The organism is Pontimicrobium sp. MEBiC01747 (assembly GCF_053601635.1).
Window position 1 is genome coordinate 1 of the sequence record NZ_JBSHNS010000308.1, and the last position, 16147, is coordinate 16147.

Genomic DNA, 16147 nt, shown 5'->3' on the forward strand with positions numbered 1-16147 from the left:
TAGTAAGGACCTGTATTTTTTAGGGGTTGTTTTAAACACTAAATATAGAATACTACGAATCACTTATACCATATTTATGGCTGGTATTGTTATTTCGGTACTTGCTTTTGCAATTTCGTTTAAAATGCAAGCCTAATTTAATATAACAATTTAACTTTTTTTTGTAAAAAGAATAATTACAGGAAAACTATTATGTTACAGGAATTTCTGTTTTTGTTCTTTTTGCCTTTAAATAGTCACTTGGGCTAATATTATATTTTGCTTTAAATATTTTAGAAAAATAGCTTCTACTACTAAAGCCTACACTATAAACTATTTGAGAAACATTAAGCTCTGTAGTGTTAATATAATCTCTGGCTGCTTCGAGCCTTACGTGTCTTATATATTCTGTTACAGTTCTAGCATATAGAATTTTAAAACCTTCCTGAAGTTTTGCCTGTGTTAAGCCAGATTCTTCAGATAATTGATCTAAAGTATAGTCGTAAGACACATTTTTTAGGATTTTTTTAGAAATTTTTCTAACTATTTTAAGTTCGCTTTTAAGTAAGTTGGTTTCTACTTTCTTTCCTTTAACGGCAATATCATGCTGCTGTATGTGCATAGATAGAATTTGATACACCATACCTTCAATTTTTAGTATTCGTATCATGCCTTTTTGCTTTACCCTACGCAGCTTACCAATAACATCTGCCATTTTTAAATTATAACTTCCAAAATAGGAAAAAACATTTTCATGATCTTTGTCTAAGAATACTTCGTATAATTTTTTATTGAGTTGGGATACATTGTTAAGGCGTTTTCTAAGATATTCTTTTCTTATAATTTGAATAACATTAATCTCCAGCTTAACATCTTTAGAGAAATAACCATAGTTGTAGCCGCCATCCCTACTAGTAATAATTACAGACTGAAATTGCTCTATCGTTTTTGCTTCTTTCTGAAACCCAAATTTATGACTGCAATACCCATTTAAACAATACGTAAAGTGGATGGGGTTATAGTTTGAAGCATCCATAATTAACGTAATGTCGTCAAAGAATGTAATATCGTATTCTAATAGATTTACACCCCAATCAAAAGTAATAAACCTAATGTTTCCTTTGGCTAAATCACTATCTACGGTTAAAACATATTCCCCCCAACGCTCTTCAATATGCCCACCAATAACATCTCGAATTTGCTTAACAGTACCTTCCGTACTTTCGGCAGTTATATTTATTTCAGTCATAATGTCAAAGATATTTTTTTTCTGAATACAAAAATCTTTTTTTTTAACTTAATTAAATAAAAAAAGACCTCAAATATGGTCTTTTTTTATGTGCTTTAAGTTTAAAACTCTAGCATAGTTTACCTTTTTTTTATATTGTTTTGGGCTACAACCATATTCTGTTTTAAATATTTTACAGAAATAACTTCGGCTTGTAAAACCAATGGAATATACAATTTCTGAGATGTTTAAATCTGTCGTTTTAATTAGGTTTTCTGCTTTTGCTAGTCTAATATGGCGAATATAGTCTGCTACTGTACGATTATTTAAAATTTTAAAACCTTCTTGTAATTTGGCAGGCGATAATCTTGTAATGCTGCATAGCATTCCTATAGTGTATGGTTCTTCAGGGTTTACTTTTATTACGTTATTAATAGAGGCTATCCTCTTTAACTCTCTACTGGTAAGTGTCGATTTGTTTACTGTTTTTATGGATTCATTATAAATTAATTCGATTTGATTGGCTAGTATAAAGTAGCTAATTCCTTTAAACCGTATTAATTCGGTAAGTGCACAATCTGTATTGGTATTAAGAAGCGCTCTTACGTGTTCTCCAATCTTTAAGCTATAATTACCATGATAAAAAGGGTGTTTTTTTGAGTTTAAGCTATCTAATAAATTTAAAAGTTTTGTTTTTTGTAGGTGCTCAACATTAGAGTTGCTTTTAAAATAGATAGCCTCATTAATAGTAATAATATTAATTGTTGTTTTTACATTTGGCTCTATAATAATCATGCCTTTTGCGTACGTATTGCTTTTACTTAAAGCGGTTTGTAATCCATCTAGCTTTTTAATTGTTGTAGAGTTTTTAAAAGTATGAGAGCAACTGCCTTTTAAGCAAAAAATAAAATTTAGAGTGTTAACCTTTAAATTATTTAAATAAAAAGTTAAGTGTTTTGTAAGTGATGTGTTTATAATAATGGATGCTAATCCATTCTCGAAACCTAAATGACGAATGCATCCTTTTCCATTTAAATTATTAAATTTTAGAGTGTTAATGCCGTTAATTGTTTCAATATCACCACCTAAGTAATCTTTAAATGTATTAAGGTTTGAAATTACTGCATTATGCTGGTTAGTAGTTAACATATATTAAACTATAGATCTCTAAAATTTGTTTATAATATGTTAAAGGTAAGTGCCCAATTCTATTGCGTTTGCCGTTTTAAAGAATTAGTATAACATAATCGGGTTTTATGGATTGTATTATTATTTCATATGCGTTAGCATTTAATTGTTTATAGTTAAAAAATACCTTATCTATTTTAGAATTTTACACAAAAAACAAGAAGATGTGTTACAGAATATCCAATACTGCCAATAAAACAGCAATAGAGAAAACATTTAATGCGTCCTTTAAGTATCCAAAACTACATAAAAAATCACCGGTAATAGATGGTTTAACAGAGTCGTCTGTAGCTATAATTACAATGCTAAATAAACAGCAAATTTCTTTAGCTATTTGGGGAATATTGCCAGAAACATACCAAGATGATTGGCAACATTTTCAGAATGTACAAAATACATTAAATGTAAGTTTAGATGTTATTAAAGAGGACGAAAAGTATGCTAAAGCTTTAATGCACCGGCGTTGTATAGTTATCGTTACTGGTTTTTTTACTTATTATTTACACGATGGAGATTTATACCCATATTATGTGCATCAAGAATCTAACGAACCGTTTGCTATTGCAGGTATTTTTAACGAGTTAGATGATGGTTTTATAACATGCTCTTTAATTGTTTCTAAGGCAAATTCTTTTATTAAAAAGATTCATAATTCTAATATTTTAATGCCAGTAGTACTCGATAAGTTTAATCGAGAAAAGTGGTTAGATTTTAATGCTACAGAAGAAATCGTTACTACAGTAGTTAATACTGCTCCTCAATTGGCTTTTAAAGCGCATCCTATTGCTAAAGAGTTTCATAAACTAGGCGTAGATTTTGATTCTGCTTTGCATCCAGTAAATTACAACAATATACCTAAAGCTATGTAAATTAGCTTCTTTTAATTTTGTTTCTGTAGTCTTTTGGTAAAATCTCATAGCGTTCATAGAATATTTTACTAAAATAACTCCTACTTTTATAGCCTACAGAGTACACAATTTCTGAGATTGTTAAATCGGAATTTTTCAATTGATCTCTAGATATTTCTAGCTTTAAATCTCTTATATATTCATTTACAGATTTAGAGTAAAGCACCTTAAAACCTAATTGTAGTTTCTTTGCTCCCAATCCAGATAGTTTAGAGAGGGCGGCTATCGATAAAGGCTCTGACATATTATCTGTTATATAAGTAGATAGTTCTTGAATTTTTTTAATGTGTTCTTTCGATAAGGAATCTGTTAAGGGGTCTGTAGATTGAAAGTTTTTATGTTCAAGCAATTGCATTGCCATAATTAAATTTAATTGTCCTTCTATAGATAATGTTTTTATAATACCTTCATGATAAGTACTATCCAACTGTTTTATTTTATCTGCTATTTTAAGATTATAATTTCCGAGGTGGTGATATGAAAGGGCTTCGTTTTGACTTTCAAACACAGTTTTAAGTGCTTTGTCTAGATAACTTAAATTGTTGTTTTTCTTTTCTTTGTAACTAATAGTATCTAACTGAATAATATTAACTTTAATTTGAGTTTCTTTAGGGAAAACAAAAACTTTTTTAGATTTTATTTTACTAGAGATTATAATGTTTTGATAACGCTCAAAATTCATAAAAGTTGTAGCATTTTCATCTTCGCTAAACTCTAAATAACCTTCAGAAATAAAAATAAACTCAACCAATTTTCTGTCATTATTTTCAAAAGTGATTTTAGCAACCTCTACAAGGTTTATATTAAAATCTATAAGCGACAAGCCCCAGTCAAAATCAATACCCCTTATAACACCTGCTCCAAGTGCATTATTAAATGTTAAAGTATACTCACCATAAGCCTCTGTTAAATTGCCTTTAAAGTATTGTTGTAATTGCAGTATTGTATTTTTAGTACTTGTGTTTTTTATATGTAATAGGTGCATTCCTAGGTAATCCTTTTTAATTTTAAAGTTTGGAATACAAATAACTTATGAATGCTAAAAATGGATTAACACTTATGAAATTTAAAATAACACTTTAAGGCATTATTTTTAACACTTATGGATGATTTTAAAAAAATAAATAAAGGTATTTATGCAGATTTGTTATGTCTAGATTTATCTAAATAAGCTTTAGGGGTAATGCCATAACGTTTTTTAAATACTTTAGAAAAATAGCTTCTAGAATTAATACCAATTTTATAGGTTATTTCTGTAACATTTAAGTCTGAATTTTCTAGAAGTTCTTTGGCTTTTTCAATACGGTGGTTTCTAATGTATTCTTTTACAGAGGAGTTATAAAGGTGTCTAAATCCGCTTTGTAATGTATTTTGGTTTAAGCCAACACGTTTAGAAAGCACTGTAATACTGTCAATAGTTGCAATTTCATTTTTTATAATTTGTACAGCTTCTTCAATACTTTCAATGGTAGATTGTCGTAATATTTTTCGTTTTCCAGGAGTATTTAAATCATCAAGATATTGTTGTAAATAATGGATAAGTATTTCATAACATTTACCTTCAAGAAAAACAGATTTCATAAAATCTTCTTCTAAGTCACAATCTGTAAATTCTTCTATAAATTTGGCTATTTCTAAACTATAGTGTCCTTTATAATAAAACTTATTAATACCATTTAAATCTCTAAAAACATTAACAAGTTCATCATTCATATTAGCAATAAATGCTTCAATTTTTTCCTCAAATGATTTTCTATTTATTTCTATACTAAAAATACAAATTTGAGTATTTGCAGGTATTTTAAAAATATGGTTATTAGTTGGTGTGCTAGATAGCATGACACTTTCTAATCTGCTAATAGTGTGCGTATCATTATCCTCAGTAAACTCATGTTCAAAATAAGACTCTCTGCAAAACATGATTTTAAGTGGGTGTACTATGCCCTTTTTAAGCTCAAAATGTAATTCTTTTTTTAAAATATAATCAGACTCTAAAACACCTATGCCATTATCAAAACAGGTAGCCTTAATATAACCAGACCCTATTTTTTTAGGAATTTTTAAACAATATTCGTTATTATTAACATCGTAGTTAATGTTTAAAATATCTGCCATGTCTTTTATAACATCACTGGCTTCTAGGTCGCTAATATTTAATTTTTTACTCACTTATATAAGTATATAGGTAGTAAAGATAGTTTTTTTTATGAGTAATAGAAGAGAAATTGTATATGAGCAAATATTTAAACCGTAAGGGTTAAGAGATTGTGTACTATTTAAAGACCTTTGTATTGAAAGCATTAGTAAATATTTATTACTGCTTAATTTATTAACCATTAAAAACAATATATTATGTTACGTTGGACAATCACATTTATCGTTATAGCATTAATCGCTGGAGTATTAGGATTTGGAGGAATTGCAGGAGCATCTGCAGGAATTGCTAAGATATTATTCTTTATCTTTTTAGTATTATTCGTTCTATCTCTTTTAAAAGGAGTGTTAAAAAAATAATTAAGTTAAAGTGGTTGGTTTAAAACGCTAAATGTAAACCAATATATTTCGATAAATAAAAACAATCAATTAAATAAAAAGCAAAACAAGATGAAAAAATTAGCACATATATTTTTATTATTATTTACAGCCTCAATAATATTTACAGGATGTAGAGAGGAGAAATCAACAGAAGAAAAAGTAGAAGATGCTGTTGAAGAGGTAGCAGATGACGTTGAGGATGCAGTAGATTAATAATACAGTATTATAAATCATGAAAAAGAGTAGTAACGCCTAGTCGTACTACTCTTTTTTTATTTACTTTGTTTCTATGGTAAGTATTTTAATAATTAGTTATATAATCATTTCAGGGTTAGCCTTTTTAGGGGTTATTTTTTACGGAGCCAGACCTAGTAGGTCTTTAAGTTGGCTTTTAACAATAGTTTTTATTCCTTATTTAGGAGTTGTTATCTATTTACTTTTTGGAATAAATAGAAGAAAAATAAAGTTTTTCCAATTAAAACACACCCATAAAAGAAGGTTGTACGATAATCATAATCAAGGCTATAGTGGCCATAAACCTTTTAAGAAATTTACATCAACCAAAAAAAAGAAGTTAGCTACCTTAATTTCTAAAAACAATAAGTATCTGCCTTATGATGGAAACCACGTAGAGGTCCTTCAAGATGGAGAAACTACTTTTACATCAATTTTTGAAGCCATTAAGAAAGCTAAGAATTTTATACACATTCAATACTATATTTTAGAAGAAGGAGAATTAATGGATGAAATGTTTAATTTATTTAAACAAAAAATTGAAGAAGGTGTTGAAATACGTGTTATGTATGATGCTATTGGAAGTTTTGATTGGAAACGAAAATCTATTAAACGCTTTAAAAGTATTGGAGTAACAATATGTTCTTCTATGCCTTTGCGTTTTGGAAACTTTTTATTTTCTTTTAACTACAGAAACCACAGAAAAATAGTTGTTGTGGATGGAACAGTAGGATTTACTGGAGGCTTTAATTTAACAGATAAGTATATAAAACCAGTTTCTAAGATGGGGATTTGGGAAGACACACACTTAAAAATTGAAGGACCAGCAGTAGAAAGTTTGCACAAGGTTTTTATAAAAGATTATTATTTTGCTAGTAAAGAAGACATACTACTTGATAGTAAATACCTACCTAAACAAGAAGCCAATGGCGATAGTATTGTTCAAATTGTAGCAAGTGGACCAGATTCTGACTATTCAGCAATTATGCAACAATACATTATGCTTATAAACCTAGCTAATGATTTTATTTGCATAGCCAACCCTTATTTTATTCCTAGTTCTCAAGTCTTAACAGCTTTAAAAATAGCAGCACTAAGTGGTGTTAAAGTACAAATACTATTGCCAGAAGTATCAGATTCTGCAACAGCTAGATACAGCATGCGTTCTTATTTTGAAGAAATCATGCAAGCAGGTGCAGAAATTTACTTAAAAAAAGATGCTTTTTTACACAGCAAACTAGTGTTAATAGATGGAGAAATACTATCTGTAGGCTCTGGAAATTTTGATAACCGAAGCTTTGATCATAATTTTGAAACCAACGCCCTTATTTACGATAGTAAGCTTACTAAAAGCATCCACCAACATTTTACAGAAGATTGTGAAGCAAGTGTGAAGTTGGAGCTAGACCAATTTGTAAAACGCCCTATTCAAGATAAATTTTTTGAAGGATTAGCTCGTTTTTTAAGCCCTCTATTATAAAATACCGCCTATATTTTTTTATTGTAAATACATATAGCTTTAAAAAATAGAACTAAAATAAAGAGTAGCCTACATTCTGTTTTTAGATATATTTTGTTAAGAAAAGTTAATAAAACACTACTACAATCATATGAGTTAACATCAATTTTATAAGAGCAAAAGCAGCGCTTTGTTTCCCTTTATCTTTGCTGTAAACATTTAAATTACACATGGATAAAGTAGAACTTACATCATTTCAAAAGATAATGGACAAGCTAGAAAGCTGGCTAGATATATTAATAACTAATTTGCCAAATATCTTGGTGGCACTAATAGTGCTAGTAACGTCTTATTTCATCTCTAAATTAATATATAGATTAGCCTTTAAAGTAACAAATAGACAGATAAAACAAGTCTCTGTTTCTAAAATAGTAGCTAGAGGAGCCTCTATTGTTATTGTTTTAGCAGGATTATTTTTAGCATTAGGCGCTTTAAACTTAGGGCAAGCATTAACAGGTTTATTAACAGGAGCAGGGATATCTGGTTTAGTTATTGGTTTAGCGCTTCAAGGCACATTATCTAATACCATTTCTGGTATAGTATTATCATTTAGAAAAAATATTAGAATTGGAGATTGGATAGAAACCAATGGTTACTCTGGAGAAGTAATAGATATTAATGTAAACTATTTTGTTTTAAGAGAAGCAGATAATAATACTGTTATACTACCAAATAAAACAATACACGAAAACCCTTTTAAAAATTATAGCTTAACTAGCAAAATGCGAGTTACCATAGAGTGTGGTGTAGGGTACGAATCAGACTTAGAAAAAGTAGAACAAGTAACAAAGGAAACAATTTCGAAATTTTATAACCAAAAAGACATAGGTAAAGAAGTCGAATTTTACTATACAGAATTTGGTGCTAGCTCAATAAATTATATAACAAGATTTTGGGTAGATGGAGAAAGCAGCTTAGAAAAACTAAGAGCAAAAAGTAAATGTATTATTGAAATTAAAAAAGCATATAAAAGAGAAGGCTTTAATATTCCATTCCCTATTAGAACGCTACAGTTCGATAATAAACTTAGCTTAAATGGTATAGAGAAAGAAGAAATGGTTTCACAAAACTAATCCGTACAATAGATTTTTAAAAAAAGAATAATATAAACCTTATAAATTATATAAAAATGAGAAAACTAACATACGTTGCATTTGCAATAGCTTTAATGACAATAACTTTAACTTCTTGTAGAAATGAGAAAACACAGAAAGAAGAACTTATAGAAGAAATGAAAGAAGATGGAGCAGAAGTTAAAACTAAAAAAGATGGAGACGAGACAAAAATAAAGATGGAAACAGAAGATAAAACTGTGAAAATTAAAGAAGATAAAGAAGAAACTAAAATTAAAATTAAAGAAGAAGAATAAATAATATATAAATATAAAAAGGTTCTAGTTTTTATGATTGATTAATGGAAAAGAGCCCTAAAAAAAACCGTGAAGTCTCACGGTTTTTTTATTATATAAAACAAAATAATGAGGCTCATTTTTTGTGTTTGAGCGCATCTTTAATGTATTTGAATTAAAGCTTAAGGGTAAAAAAAAATAACTTGCAATACAGTAAGATTTCAACACTATTATGTTGGATTAGTATAAATGGCTTTTTTTGAACATACAGATGATAAATAAAATAATTCCAGAATATATAAAACATGAAACAGAAGAAGCGTTGTCTTTTTACCCTGAGTTAAAAGAAGTCCCTATAGAATTTAAACTCACTAGAAAAATGAGCTCGTCTGTAATGAAAGCACAACCAAAACTTTGGAGTTTATTTAAAAAAAAGAGTAAACGAGAGTATGTTATTCTAATAAGTAGGCATTTCGATATAAAAAAGAGAGAACTACACACGAGTTACATACCTAGAGAAGTTTTAATAGGTTGGCTAGGGCATGAGTTGGGGCATATAATGGATTACCATACTCGATCTAGTTTAAATTTAATAGGTTTTGGATTGGGGTATATATTTTCAGACGCATTTGTGCGTAAAGCGGAGCTAACAGCAGATAGATATGCCGTTAAGCATAATATGAAAGCCTATATCCTTGAGACAAAAAACTATATTCTAAACCATACAGAATTGTCAGACAGATATAAAGAAAAAATAAAACGCTTATACGTATCACCAGAAGAAGTTTTGGAGTTTGTAAATGAAGAAACAAGCTAGTTTAAGAACGATATTTACATAAATAACGTAATAAAAAAACAATTAATATGTCAATAAAAGGATCACTTATAAAAGGTGTAATTCACCTTAAAGATAGTTTAACACCAAACGTAAATCATGAAGAAGCACAACAGGATGTTTTAGAAAATTTATTAAATAAAGCAAAAGACACTGAGTTTGGAAAGGCGTATAATTTTGAAGCCATATTGTCTAGTAATAATAAAGCAGAAGCTTTTTCTAAACACATTCCGTATTTTGATTATAATAAGTTAAAAACAGAATGGTGGGATAGAGTAATTGCTGGAGAAGAAAATGTTACCTGGCCAGGTAGCCCAGATTATTTTGCTTTAAGCTCTGGTACAACAGGAAAAAAAAGTAAGCGAATACCCGTTACAAATGAAATGATAGAAGCAATAAGAAAAACAGGGTTAAAGCAAGTAGAAGCACTCTCTAATTTTGATTTGCCAGCTTCTTTTTTTGAAAAAGAAGTAATGATGCTAGGAAGCTCAACAGACCTTAATGAACGTAACGGACATTTAGAAGGCGAAATAAGTGGTATTAGTGCAAGTAAAATACCTTTTTGGTTTGAAGGTTATTATAAACCAGGAAAAGAAATTGCTAAAATAGATGATTGGGATGAAAGAGTTTTGGAAATAGCCAAAAGAGCAAAAGATTTCGATATAGGAGCCCTTAGTGGTATTCCATCATGGATAGAACTAATGTTAGAAAAAGTTATAGCCTATAATAAAGTAGACAATATCCATGAGATATGGCCTAACCTGCAAGTTTATACATCTGGAGGCGTTGCTTTTGCACCTTACGAAAAAAGTTTTAATAAACTATTAGCACACCCTATAACCGTTATAGACACCTATTTAGCATCAGAAGGATTTATTGCCTTTCAAGAGCGACCAGAAACCGATGCCATGCGTTTAGTTACAGACAGCGGTATATATTTTGAGTTTGTTCCATTTCAACCAGAATATATTAACGAAGATGGCTCTTTAAAGCAGAATGCGCCAGCAGTAGGGTTAACAGAAGTAAAACTAAATCAAGACTACGTATTATTAATTAGTACAGTTGCTGGAGCATGGCGATATGTTATAGGCGATACCATAGAATTTACAGATATAGAACGAGCAGAAATTAAAATTACAGGACGAACTAAGTTTTTTCTTAATGTAGTAGGTTCGCAACTTTCTGTAAATAAAATGAATGAAGCTTTGTTAGAAATGGAAAATCAATTTAATATTGAAATTCCAGAGTTTACCCTATCGGCTGTTAGAATAGAAGACGATTTTTACCACCATTGGTATCTAGGAACCGAAACGAGTCTAGAAGATAAAAAACTTGCTAAAAAACTTGATGAAACTTTGCAGAAGGCAAATAAAAATTATAAAATTGCTAGAAGTAAAGCTTTAAAAGGCGTTAAAGTGACTACTGTATCTCCTAAAGCTTTTTCAGACTGGAATGGTCTTCAAAAGAAAAAAGGAGGGCAAGTGAAAATGGAGCGTGTTATGAGCGAAGAAAGGTTTAAAGAATGGGAAGCATTTGTTTCTCGTTAAAACGATAATTAACACAATTATTTAAAAGTATGGAACAAACACCCACACCAACACTAATTTGTATTCCAGATATTAGTGGCTTTACTGAGTTTATGAGCTCTGCAGATATAGAGCTAAGCTCTCAAGTTATACCAGCACTTTTAAATAAAGTTATTTATGCCAATAAAATAGGGCTAAAAGTTTCTGAAATAGAAGGAGACGCTATTTTATTTTATAAAACAGGTAATTTACCAACATTTAAAGAGCTAATAGAGCAATGTAGGTTATTTTATACCGAATTTTATAAGCAATTAGATTTGCTGGATAAAATATATAAATACAGATCAAAAGGAATTGATATTCCAGAAGTACTAGGGTTAAAAATAGTATTACATTTTGGAAAGCAAATTAGTGCGGTTCAAATAGGAAAAAATATAAAACTTATGGGAGAAGATGTTATAATAGCTCATCGCCTTCTAAAAAATAAAATCCCTTTTGATGAGTATATATTGTTTTCCGAAAATATTTTAGAACAATACAAAGATGAAGAATTAGAGCATAATTTTGGTTGGGGGCAACTTCACAAAAAAGATACCTCTTTTCAACATATTGGAGACATAAGTTATAATTATATAAACTTAAAACCATTGGTTAATTAAAAAAAGCCCATATATTATAATAAATATATAGGGCTTATTTTAATTGTTTTATAGAAGCAGGTAAATATTTATTTAAACATATTATAATTAATTACTCTCTATTTTTTGTCCTTCTTCTCTATATAAATCAACTTCTCCATCTAATAATAATGCTATTACGGTAACGTCTTTATCTTGAACTTCTTCAGGTAAATCTATATATAATAAACCAGGGACTTTACTCCAATACTGTTTACCTACCACTCTATGCGATAGTTTTGTGCCATTCCCAACAACCCAAATTCTATTAACTTTATTTTTAAGCCCTTTTATTAATAAAGAACCATTAGGCTTGTTGTCTACATACAAATAAATAATGTTCTTATCTTTTGATAATGCTGTATACCCATTAAAATGACCATGAGGAATTCCTGCTCTAGTTTTATATATAGCTTCCTTATGTTTGTTAGTCCAACGGCCTAAACCTTTTAAAATGTTTACTTGTTCTTTAGGGATTGTTCCATCTGCTTGTGGAGCAATATCTAGAAGCAAATTTCCTCCCATACTTATACAGTCTACAAAGATTCGGATAATTTCATTTACAGACTTATACTTTTTATCATGAGGTTGATAGCCCCAAGAATCGTTCATAGTTATACATAACTCCCAATAATTGTTTTTAGGTTTAGCAATGGGTACACCTTGCTCTGGAGTAGCATAATCACCATAACCCTGTAATCTAGAATTTATAATAGTTGTAGGCGTTTTATCTAATAATAATTCACGAATTTCTTTAGCCTTCCATTTTGCTGCAGATTGCTCCCAATCTCCATCAAACCAATACAAATCTGGATTAAACTTTGTTAATTCTTTTAATTGGCCAAAGTTGAATTTTGTAAATTTTTCCCAGCGTTTATCGTCTGTTTCATAGCGTTTTTTATTTCTAGTAAAATTAGGATAATCTGGGTGAGACCAATCTAGTAGAGAATAATATAAACCAACCTTTAGGTGTTCTTTTCTAATTGCTTCAACAAAAGGCGTAATTAAATCTTTTCTTGCCTTTGTTTTTTTAACAACATTTAAATCACTTTGTTTAGTGTTCCATAGCGCAACACCATCATGATGTTTTGTTGTAATTACAGAATATTTAGCGCCACTTTCTTTAATAAGTTTTGCCCAATATTCTGGATTGTAATTCTTGGCCGTAAAACCATTTACCTGTTTCATGTATTCAGTATACGGAATATAATTGTTGTAAAAAGACCAAGATTCATCTATACCATTTACAGCGTAAATTCCCCAATGAATAAAAACCCCCAATTTAGCATCTTTAAACCATGCTAACCTAGTGTCTTTAGGTAACTCTTTGTTTTGTGATGAAAGGCTTAAACTAAAGAAGAATAAAGTTAAACATAATAATTGTTTTTGGTATTTCATAACTGTTGGTTTTTATATTGATGAAATTTTAAAAGTCCAGACATAATTAGAAGGCGGATTTTTTCTTAGATTTTCGGGGATGTAGAGCGTAAAACCCTTTTCGTTTTTTTTCCATTTTAGGTGTTTTTTAGAGCCTAGTAATTGCACTTTAGCTCCTATTTTTGGCGTAATAGATGTAATGGTAATTTCTTGTGGCATTATGTTTTCTCCCTCTTTTGCTAAGTAAAATAAAAAAACATGCCCTTCTTTGTTTTGAGTCATGCATATATTTTTTTCCTTAAAAGGCGCTATTGGTTGGGTATTATATATAGCAGTATTATTAATAGCCATCCAGTCCTCAAATTCTTTTAAAAGCTTATAAGCCCCTTGTTGCCATGTTCCATCTGGACCAGGAGCAATATTTAATAATAAATTACCACCTTTGGCTACAATATCTACTAGAGTTTGAATTCCTTTCCTACCACTCATGTATTTTGCATTTGGCGTGTACGACCATCCACCACCAGATATAATGCAAGACTCCCAAGGATAAGGCAATGTTTTATCTGGAATTCTATTTTCTGGAGTTAGGTAATTTTGATTTTTACCATAAACAGCTCTGTCAACAACAATAAGACCTGGTTGTTTTTTTCTAGCTTTTTCTACCAATTCATCCATGCGTATGTCTTGGTTTACAATACGATGTTTTAAATACCCAGCATCACTATTTTTAATAGTTTTTTCATACCAACTGCTTACTTCTTTTTTAGGTGTTTTGGCTACCCAACCACCATCTAGCCATAAAATATCTACTTTGCCATAATCGGTCATTAATTCCATTATTTGATTATGCGTAAATGCTACAAATTTTGCCCATTTCTCTGGGTGCTCTTCTGGAGAGTAATTTACATTTCTATCTTTTGGAGGATAGTAAGGATCCCAGTAATGCTCAGAATGCCAGTCTGGTTTAGAGAAATATGCCCCTGTCCACAACCCTTCTTTTCTAAAGGAATTAAATATTTCTTTGGTAATATTGGCTTTAGGATGCTTAGAAAAAGGTGTTGCAGAATCTGTTATTTTATAATTAGTATATTTTGAATCGAACATAGAAAACCCATCATGATGTTTTGTAGTAAAAACAACATATTTCATTCCTGCTTTTCTTGCAGCTTTAGCCCATTTATCTGGATTAAAGAGAATGGGGTTAAAAGTATTTTTTAATGCTTCGTACTCTTGTTTGTATAAAAAATAATTTTGAGGATTACTACCTTTTTTTCGTTCGCACCATTCATATTCTTCAGGAGAAAGCGACCATGACTCAACAATACCCCATTGGCTGTATGCTCCCCAATGCATTAATAATCCAAATTTTTTACCTTGCCATTCTTCTAATTTTTGTAATACTAAAGTATCCGTTTCAGGAACATAGCGCTCATCTTCATGATTCCCTTGTGCATTTCCAGTTAAGACAAATAAACACAAGATTATAAATGGGATTAGTTTTTTCATAGTACTATATTTAGCATAAAATTAAGCATATTAATTTAAAGAAAAATCCATATGCGCTATTGTTGTTTATTTAAAAAGATAGAGTAGAGGTGTCGCTTACTCTTTTTAAGTTTAAATAAATTAGGACTAAATATGTTGTATAAAAATAAATTATCTGCAAATAATAACTTTTAATAGTTTACTTGTAAGTTTTCTTATAAAAATTCTACTTTTGCTTAATACAAAAAGAATTAAACATGTCTGATACAATAGAAAAAGTAAAATGCTTAATAATAGGTTCTGGACCAGCTGGATATACAGCTGCAATATATGCTGCAAGAGCAAATATGAGTCCAGTATTATACCAAGGAACACAACCAGGAGGGCAATTAACAACCACTAACGATGTTGAGAATTTCCCTGGATATCCTAAAGGAATTACTGGCCCAGAAATGATGATGGAACTACAAGCGCAAGCGGAACGTTTTGAAACAGATGTGCGTGATGGATGGATAACTAAAGTAGATTTTTCGGGAGATGTGCATAAGGTATGGGTTAATGATACTAAAGAAATTCATTGCGATACTGTAATTATATCTACTGGAGCTTCTGCAAAATATTTAGGTTTAGAGTCTGAACAAAAATATTTAAAACTTGGAGGAGGTGTATCGGCATGTGCAGTTTGTGATGGGTTCTTCTATAGAAATCAAGAAGTTGTTATTGTTGGTGCTGGAGATAGTGCTTGCGAAGAAGCTCATTATTTATCTAAATTATGTACTAAAGTAACAATGTTAGTAAGACGCGACGAGTTTAGAGCATCGAAAATAATGGCTAGTAGAGTAAAGAATACTGAGAATATAGAAATACTTTTTAATACAGAAACAGAAGAAGTTTTAGGAGACGGACAAGTTGTTACTGGTGTTAGAGTTAAAAATAACCAAACGCAAGAAGTACACGACATTCCTGCAACAGGAATGTTTGTAGCTATAGGACATAAACCAAACACAGATATTTTTAAAGGATTTTTAGATTTAGACGAAACAGGATACATTATTAATGTTCCAGGAACATCTAAAACAAATGTAGAAGGTGTTTTTGTAAGTGGAGATGCAGCAGACCATGTATACCGCCAAGCAATAACAGCAGCTGGAACGGGGTGTATGGCCGCGTTAGATGCAGAACGTTACTTAGCAGCTAAAGAGGCGCCAGTAGAAGCATAAAAAAATAGACACTATTATTAAAAACCGAAGTTATAAACTTCGGTTTTTTTGTTTTTAATAAAAAAATATAAATATTACCTATAAA

General features: G+C 30.1%; 17 protein-coding genes. 11 read left to right on the forward strand and 6 right to left on the reverse strand.

Annotated elements, in window-relative coordinates:
• The coding region (locus ACVC2P_RS10175; protein WP_452598385.1) for a Pycsar system effector family protein at positions 1-136 on the forward strand (136 nt) is incomplete at its 5' end.
• Positions 137-190: 54 nt separating this feature from the next.
• On the opposite strand, the gene ACVC2P_RS10180 is transcribed toward ACVC2P_RS10175, so the two are convergent.
• On the reverse strand, positions 191-1228 hold the full coding sequence (locus tag ACVC2P_RS10180; RefSeq protein ID WP_452598369.1) for a helix-turn-helix domain-containing protein: 1038 nt from the start codon (positions 1226-1228) through the stop codon (positions 191-193).
• A 69-nt stretch (positions 1229-1297) separates the two neighbouring features.
• Positions 1298-2356, reverse strand: coding sequence for a helix-turn-helix transcriptional regulator (locus ACVC2P_RS10185; RefSeq protein ID WP_452598370.1), 1059 nt, complete (start codon positions 2354-2356; stop codon positions 1298-1300).
• A 203-nt stretch (positions 2357-2559) separates the two neighbouring features.
• On the opposite strand from ACVC2P_RS10185, the gene ACVC2P_RS10190 reads away from it, so the two are divergent.
• A complete protein-coding gene (locus ACVC2P_RS10190; RefSeq protein WP_452598371.1) occupies positions 2560-3264 on the forward strand; it encodes an SOS response-associated peptidase in 705 nt (234 codons plus the stop codon).
• 1 nt (position 3265) lies between these two features.
• Here the strand turns inward: ACVC2P_RS10190 and ACVC2P_RS10195 are convergent, their stop codons facing one another.
• Together ACVC2P_RS10195 and ACVC2P_RS10200 are read right to left on the reverse strand one after the other, a co-directional pair.
• Positions 3266-4288: a helix-turn-helix domain-containing protein gene (locus tag ACVC2P_RS10195; protein ID WP_452598372.1), complete on the reverse strand. Its 1023-nt coding sequence runs from the start codon at positions 4286-4288 to the stop codon at positions 3266-3268.
• Between the two features lie 149 nt (positions 4289-4437).
• A complete protein-coding gene (locus ACVC2P_RS10200; RefSeq protein ID WP_452598373.1) occupies positions 4438-5472 on the reverse strand; it encodes a helix-turn-helix domain-containing protein in 1035 nt (344 codons plus the stop codon).
• Positions 5473-5655: 183 nt separating this feature from the next.
• Here ACVC2P_RS10200 and ACVC2P_RS10205 point away from each other — a divergent pair, with 183 nt between their 5' ends.
• From ACVC2P_RS10205 to ACVC2P_RS10240, 8 genes are all read left to right on the forward strand, one after another.
• A complete protein-coding gene (locus ACVC2P_RS10205; RefSeq protein WP_452598374.1) occupies positions 5656-5817 on the forward strand; it encodes a DUF1328 domain-containing protein in 162 nt (53 codons plus the stop codon).
• 90 nt (positions 5818-5907) lie between these two features.
• Positions 5908-6051 (forward strand): hypothetical protein, encoded by a 144-nt coding sequence (locus ACVC2P_RS10210; RefSeq protein ID WP_452598375.1) that lies wholly within the window; start codon positions 5908-5910, stop codon positions 6049-6051.
• 76 nt (positions 6052-6127) lie between these two features.
• On the forward strand, positions 6128-7552 hold the full coding sequence (cls, locus tag ACVC2P_RS10215; protein WP_452598376.1) for a cardiolipin synthase: 1425 nt from the start codon (positions 6128-6130) through the stop codon (positions 7550-7552).
• Positions 7553-7761: 209 nt separating this feature from the next.
• Positions 7762-8664, forward strand: coding sequence for a mechanosensitive ion channel family protein (locus ACVC2P_RS10220; RefSeq protein ID WP_452598377.1), 903 nt, complete (start codon positions 7762-7764; stop codon positions 8662-8664).
• A 56-nt stretch (positions 8665-8720) separates the two neighbouring features.
• Positions 8721-8960 carry a hypothetical protein gene (locus tag ACVC2P_RS10225; protein WP_452598378.1) on the forward strand — a complete coding sequence of 80 codons (240 nt, stop codon included), beginning with the start codon at positions 8721-8723 and terminating at the stop codon, positions 8958-8960.
• A gap of 250 nt (positions 8961-9210) precedes the next feature.
• Positions 9211-9756, forward strand: coding sequence for a hypothetical protein (locus ACVC2P_RS10230; RefSeq protein ID WP_452598379.1), 546 nt, complete (start codon positions 9211-9213; stop codon positions 9754-9756).
• A gap of 47 nt (positions 9757-9803) precedes the next feature.
• Entirely contained in the window at positions 9804-11321 is a 1518-nt protein-coding gene (locus ACVC2P_RS10235; RefSeq protein WP_452598380.1) for a GH3 family domain-containing protein, read from the forward strand.
• A gap of 29 nt (positions 11322-11350) precedes the next feature.
• Entirely contained in the window at positions 11351-11959 is a 609-nt protein-coding gene (locus ACVC2P_RS10240; RefSeq protein ID WP_452598381.1) for a DUF2652 domain-containing protein, read from the forward strand.
• 87 nt (positions 11960-12046) lie between these two features.
• On the opposite strand, the gene ACVC2P_RS10245 is transcribed toward ACVC2P_RS10240, so the two are convergent.
• Both ACVC2P_RS10245 and ACVC2P_RS10250 read right to left on the reverse strand, forming a co-directional pair.
• Positions 12047-13375, reverse strand: coding sequence for an alpha-L-fucosidase (locus ACVC2P_RS10245; protein WP_452598382.1), 1329 nt, complete (start codon positions 13373-13375; stop codon positions 12047-12049).
• Positions 13376-13387: 12 nt separating this feature from the next.
• Positions 13388-14863, reverse strand: coding sequence for an alpha-L-fucosidase (locus tag ACVC2P_RS10250; protein WP_452598383.1), 1476 nt, complete (start codon positions 14861-14863; stop codon positions 13388-13390).
• A 236-nt stretch (positions 14864-15099) separates the two neighbouring features.
• Here ACVC2P_RS10250 and trxB point away from each other — a divergent pair, with 236 nt between their 5' ends.
• A complete protein-coding gene (gene trxB, locus ACVC2P_RS10255) occupies positions 15100-16062 on the forward strand; it encodes a thioredoxin-disulfide reductase (protein ID WP_452598384.1) in 963 nt (320 codons plus the stop codon).
• Positions 16063-16147: the final 85 nt, after the last annotated feature.

Bases quoted from the DNA above. Each gene is read 5' to 3' on its own strand.
- ACVC2P_RS10180 (WP_452598369.1), bottom strand. From the start codon at position 1,228: ATGACTGAAATAAATATAACTGCCGAAAGTACGGAAGGTACTGTTAAG.
- ACVC2P_RS10185 (WP_452598370.1), bottom strand. From the start codon at position 2,356: ATGTTAACTACTAACCAGCATAATGCAGTAATTTCAAACCTTAATACA.
- ACVC2P_RS10190 (WP_452598371.1), top strand. From the start codon at position 2,560: ATGTGTTACAGAATATCCAATACTGCCAATAAAACAGCAATAGAGAAA.
- ACVC2P_RS10195 (WP_452598372.1), bottom strand. From the start codon at position 4,288: ATGCACCTATTACATATAAAAAACACAAGTACTAAAAATACAATACTG.
- ACVC2P_RS10205 (WP_452598374.1), top strand. From the start codon at position 5,656: ATGTTACGTTGGACAATCACATTTATCGTTATAGCATTAATCGCTGGA.
- ACVC2P_RS10210 (WP_452598375.1), top strand. From the start codon at position 5,908: ATGAAAAAATTAGCACATATATTTTTATTATTATTTACAGCCTCAATA.
- cls (WP_452598376.1), top strand. From the start codon at position 6,128: ATGGTAAGTATTTTAATAATTAGTTATATAATCATTTCAGGGTTAGCC.
- ACVC2P_RS10220 (WP_452598377.1), top strand. From the start codon at position 7,762: ATGGATAAAGTAGAACTTACATCATTTCAAAAGATAATGGACAAGCTA.
- ACVC2P_RS10225 (WP_452598378.1), top strand. From the start codon at position 8,721: ATGAGAAAACTAACATACGTTGCATTTGCAATAGCTTTAATGACAATA.
- ACVC2P_RS10230 (WP_452598379.1), top strand. From the start codon at position 9,211: ATGATAAATAAAATAATTCCAGAATATATAAAACATGAAACAGAAGAA.
- ACVC2P_RS10235 (WP_452598380.1), top strand. From the start codon at position 9,804: ATGTCAATAAAAGGATCACTTATAAAAGGTGTAATTCACCTTAAAGAT.
- ACVC2P_RS10240 (WP_452598381.1), top strand. From the start codon at position 11,351: ATGGAACAAACACCCACACCAACACTAATTTGTATTCCAGATATTAGT.
- ACVC2P_RS10245 (WP_452598382.1), bottom strand. From the start codon at position 13,375: ATGAAATACCAAAAACAATTATTATGTTTAACTTTATTCTTCTTTAGT.
- ACVC2P_RS10250 (WP_452598383.1), bottom strand. From the start codon at position 14,863: ATGAAAAAACTAATCCCATTTATAATCTTGTGTTTATTTGTCTTAACT.
- trxB (WP_452598384.1), top strand. From the start codon at position 15,100: ATGTCTGATACAATAGAAAAAGTAAAATGCTTAATAATAGGTTCTGGA.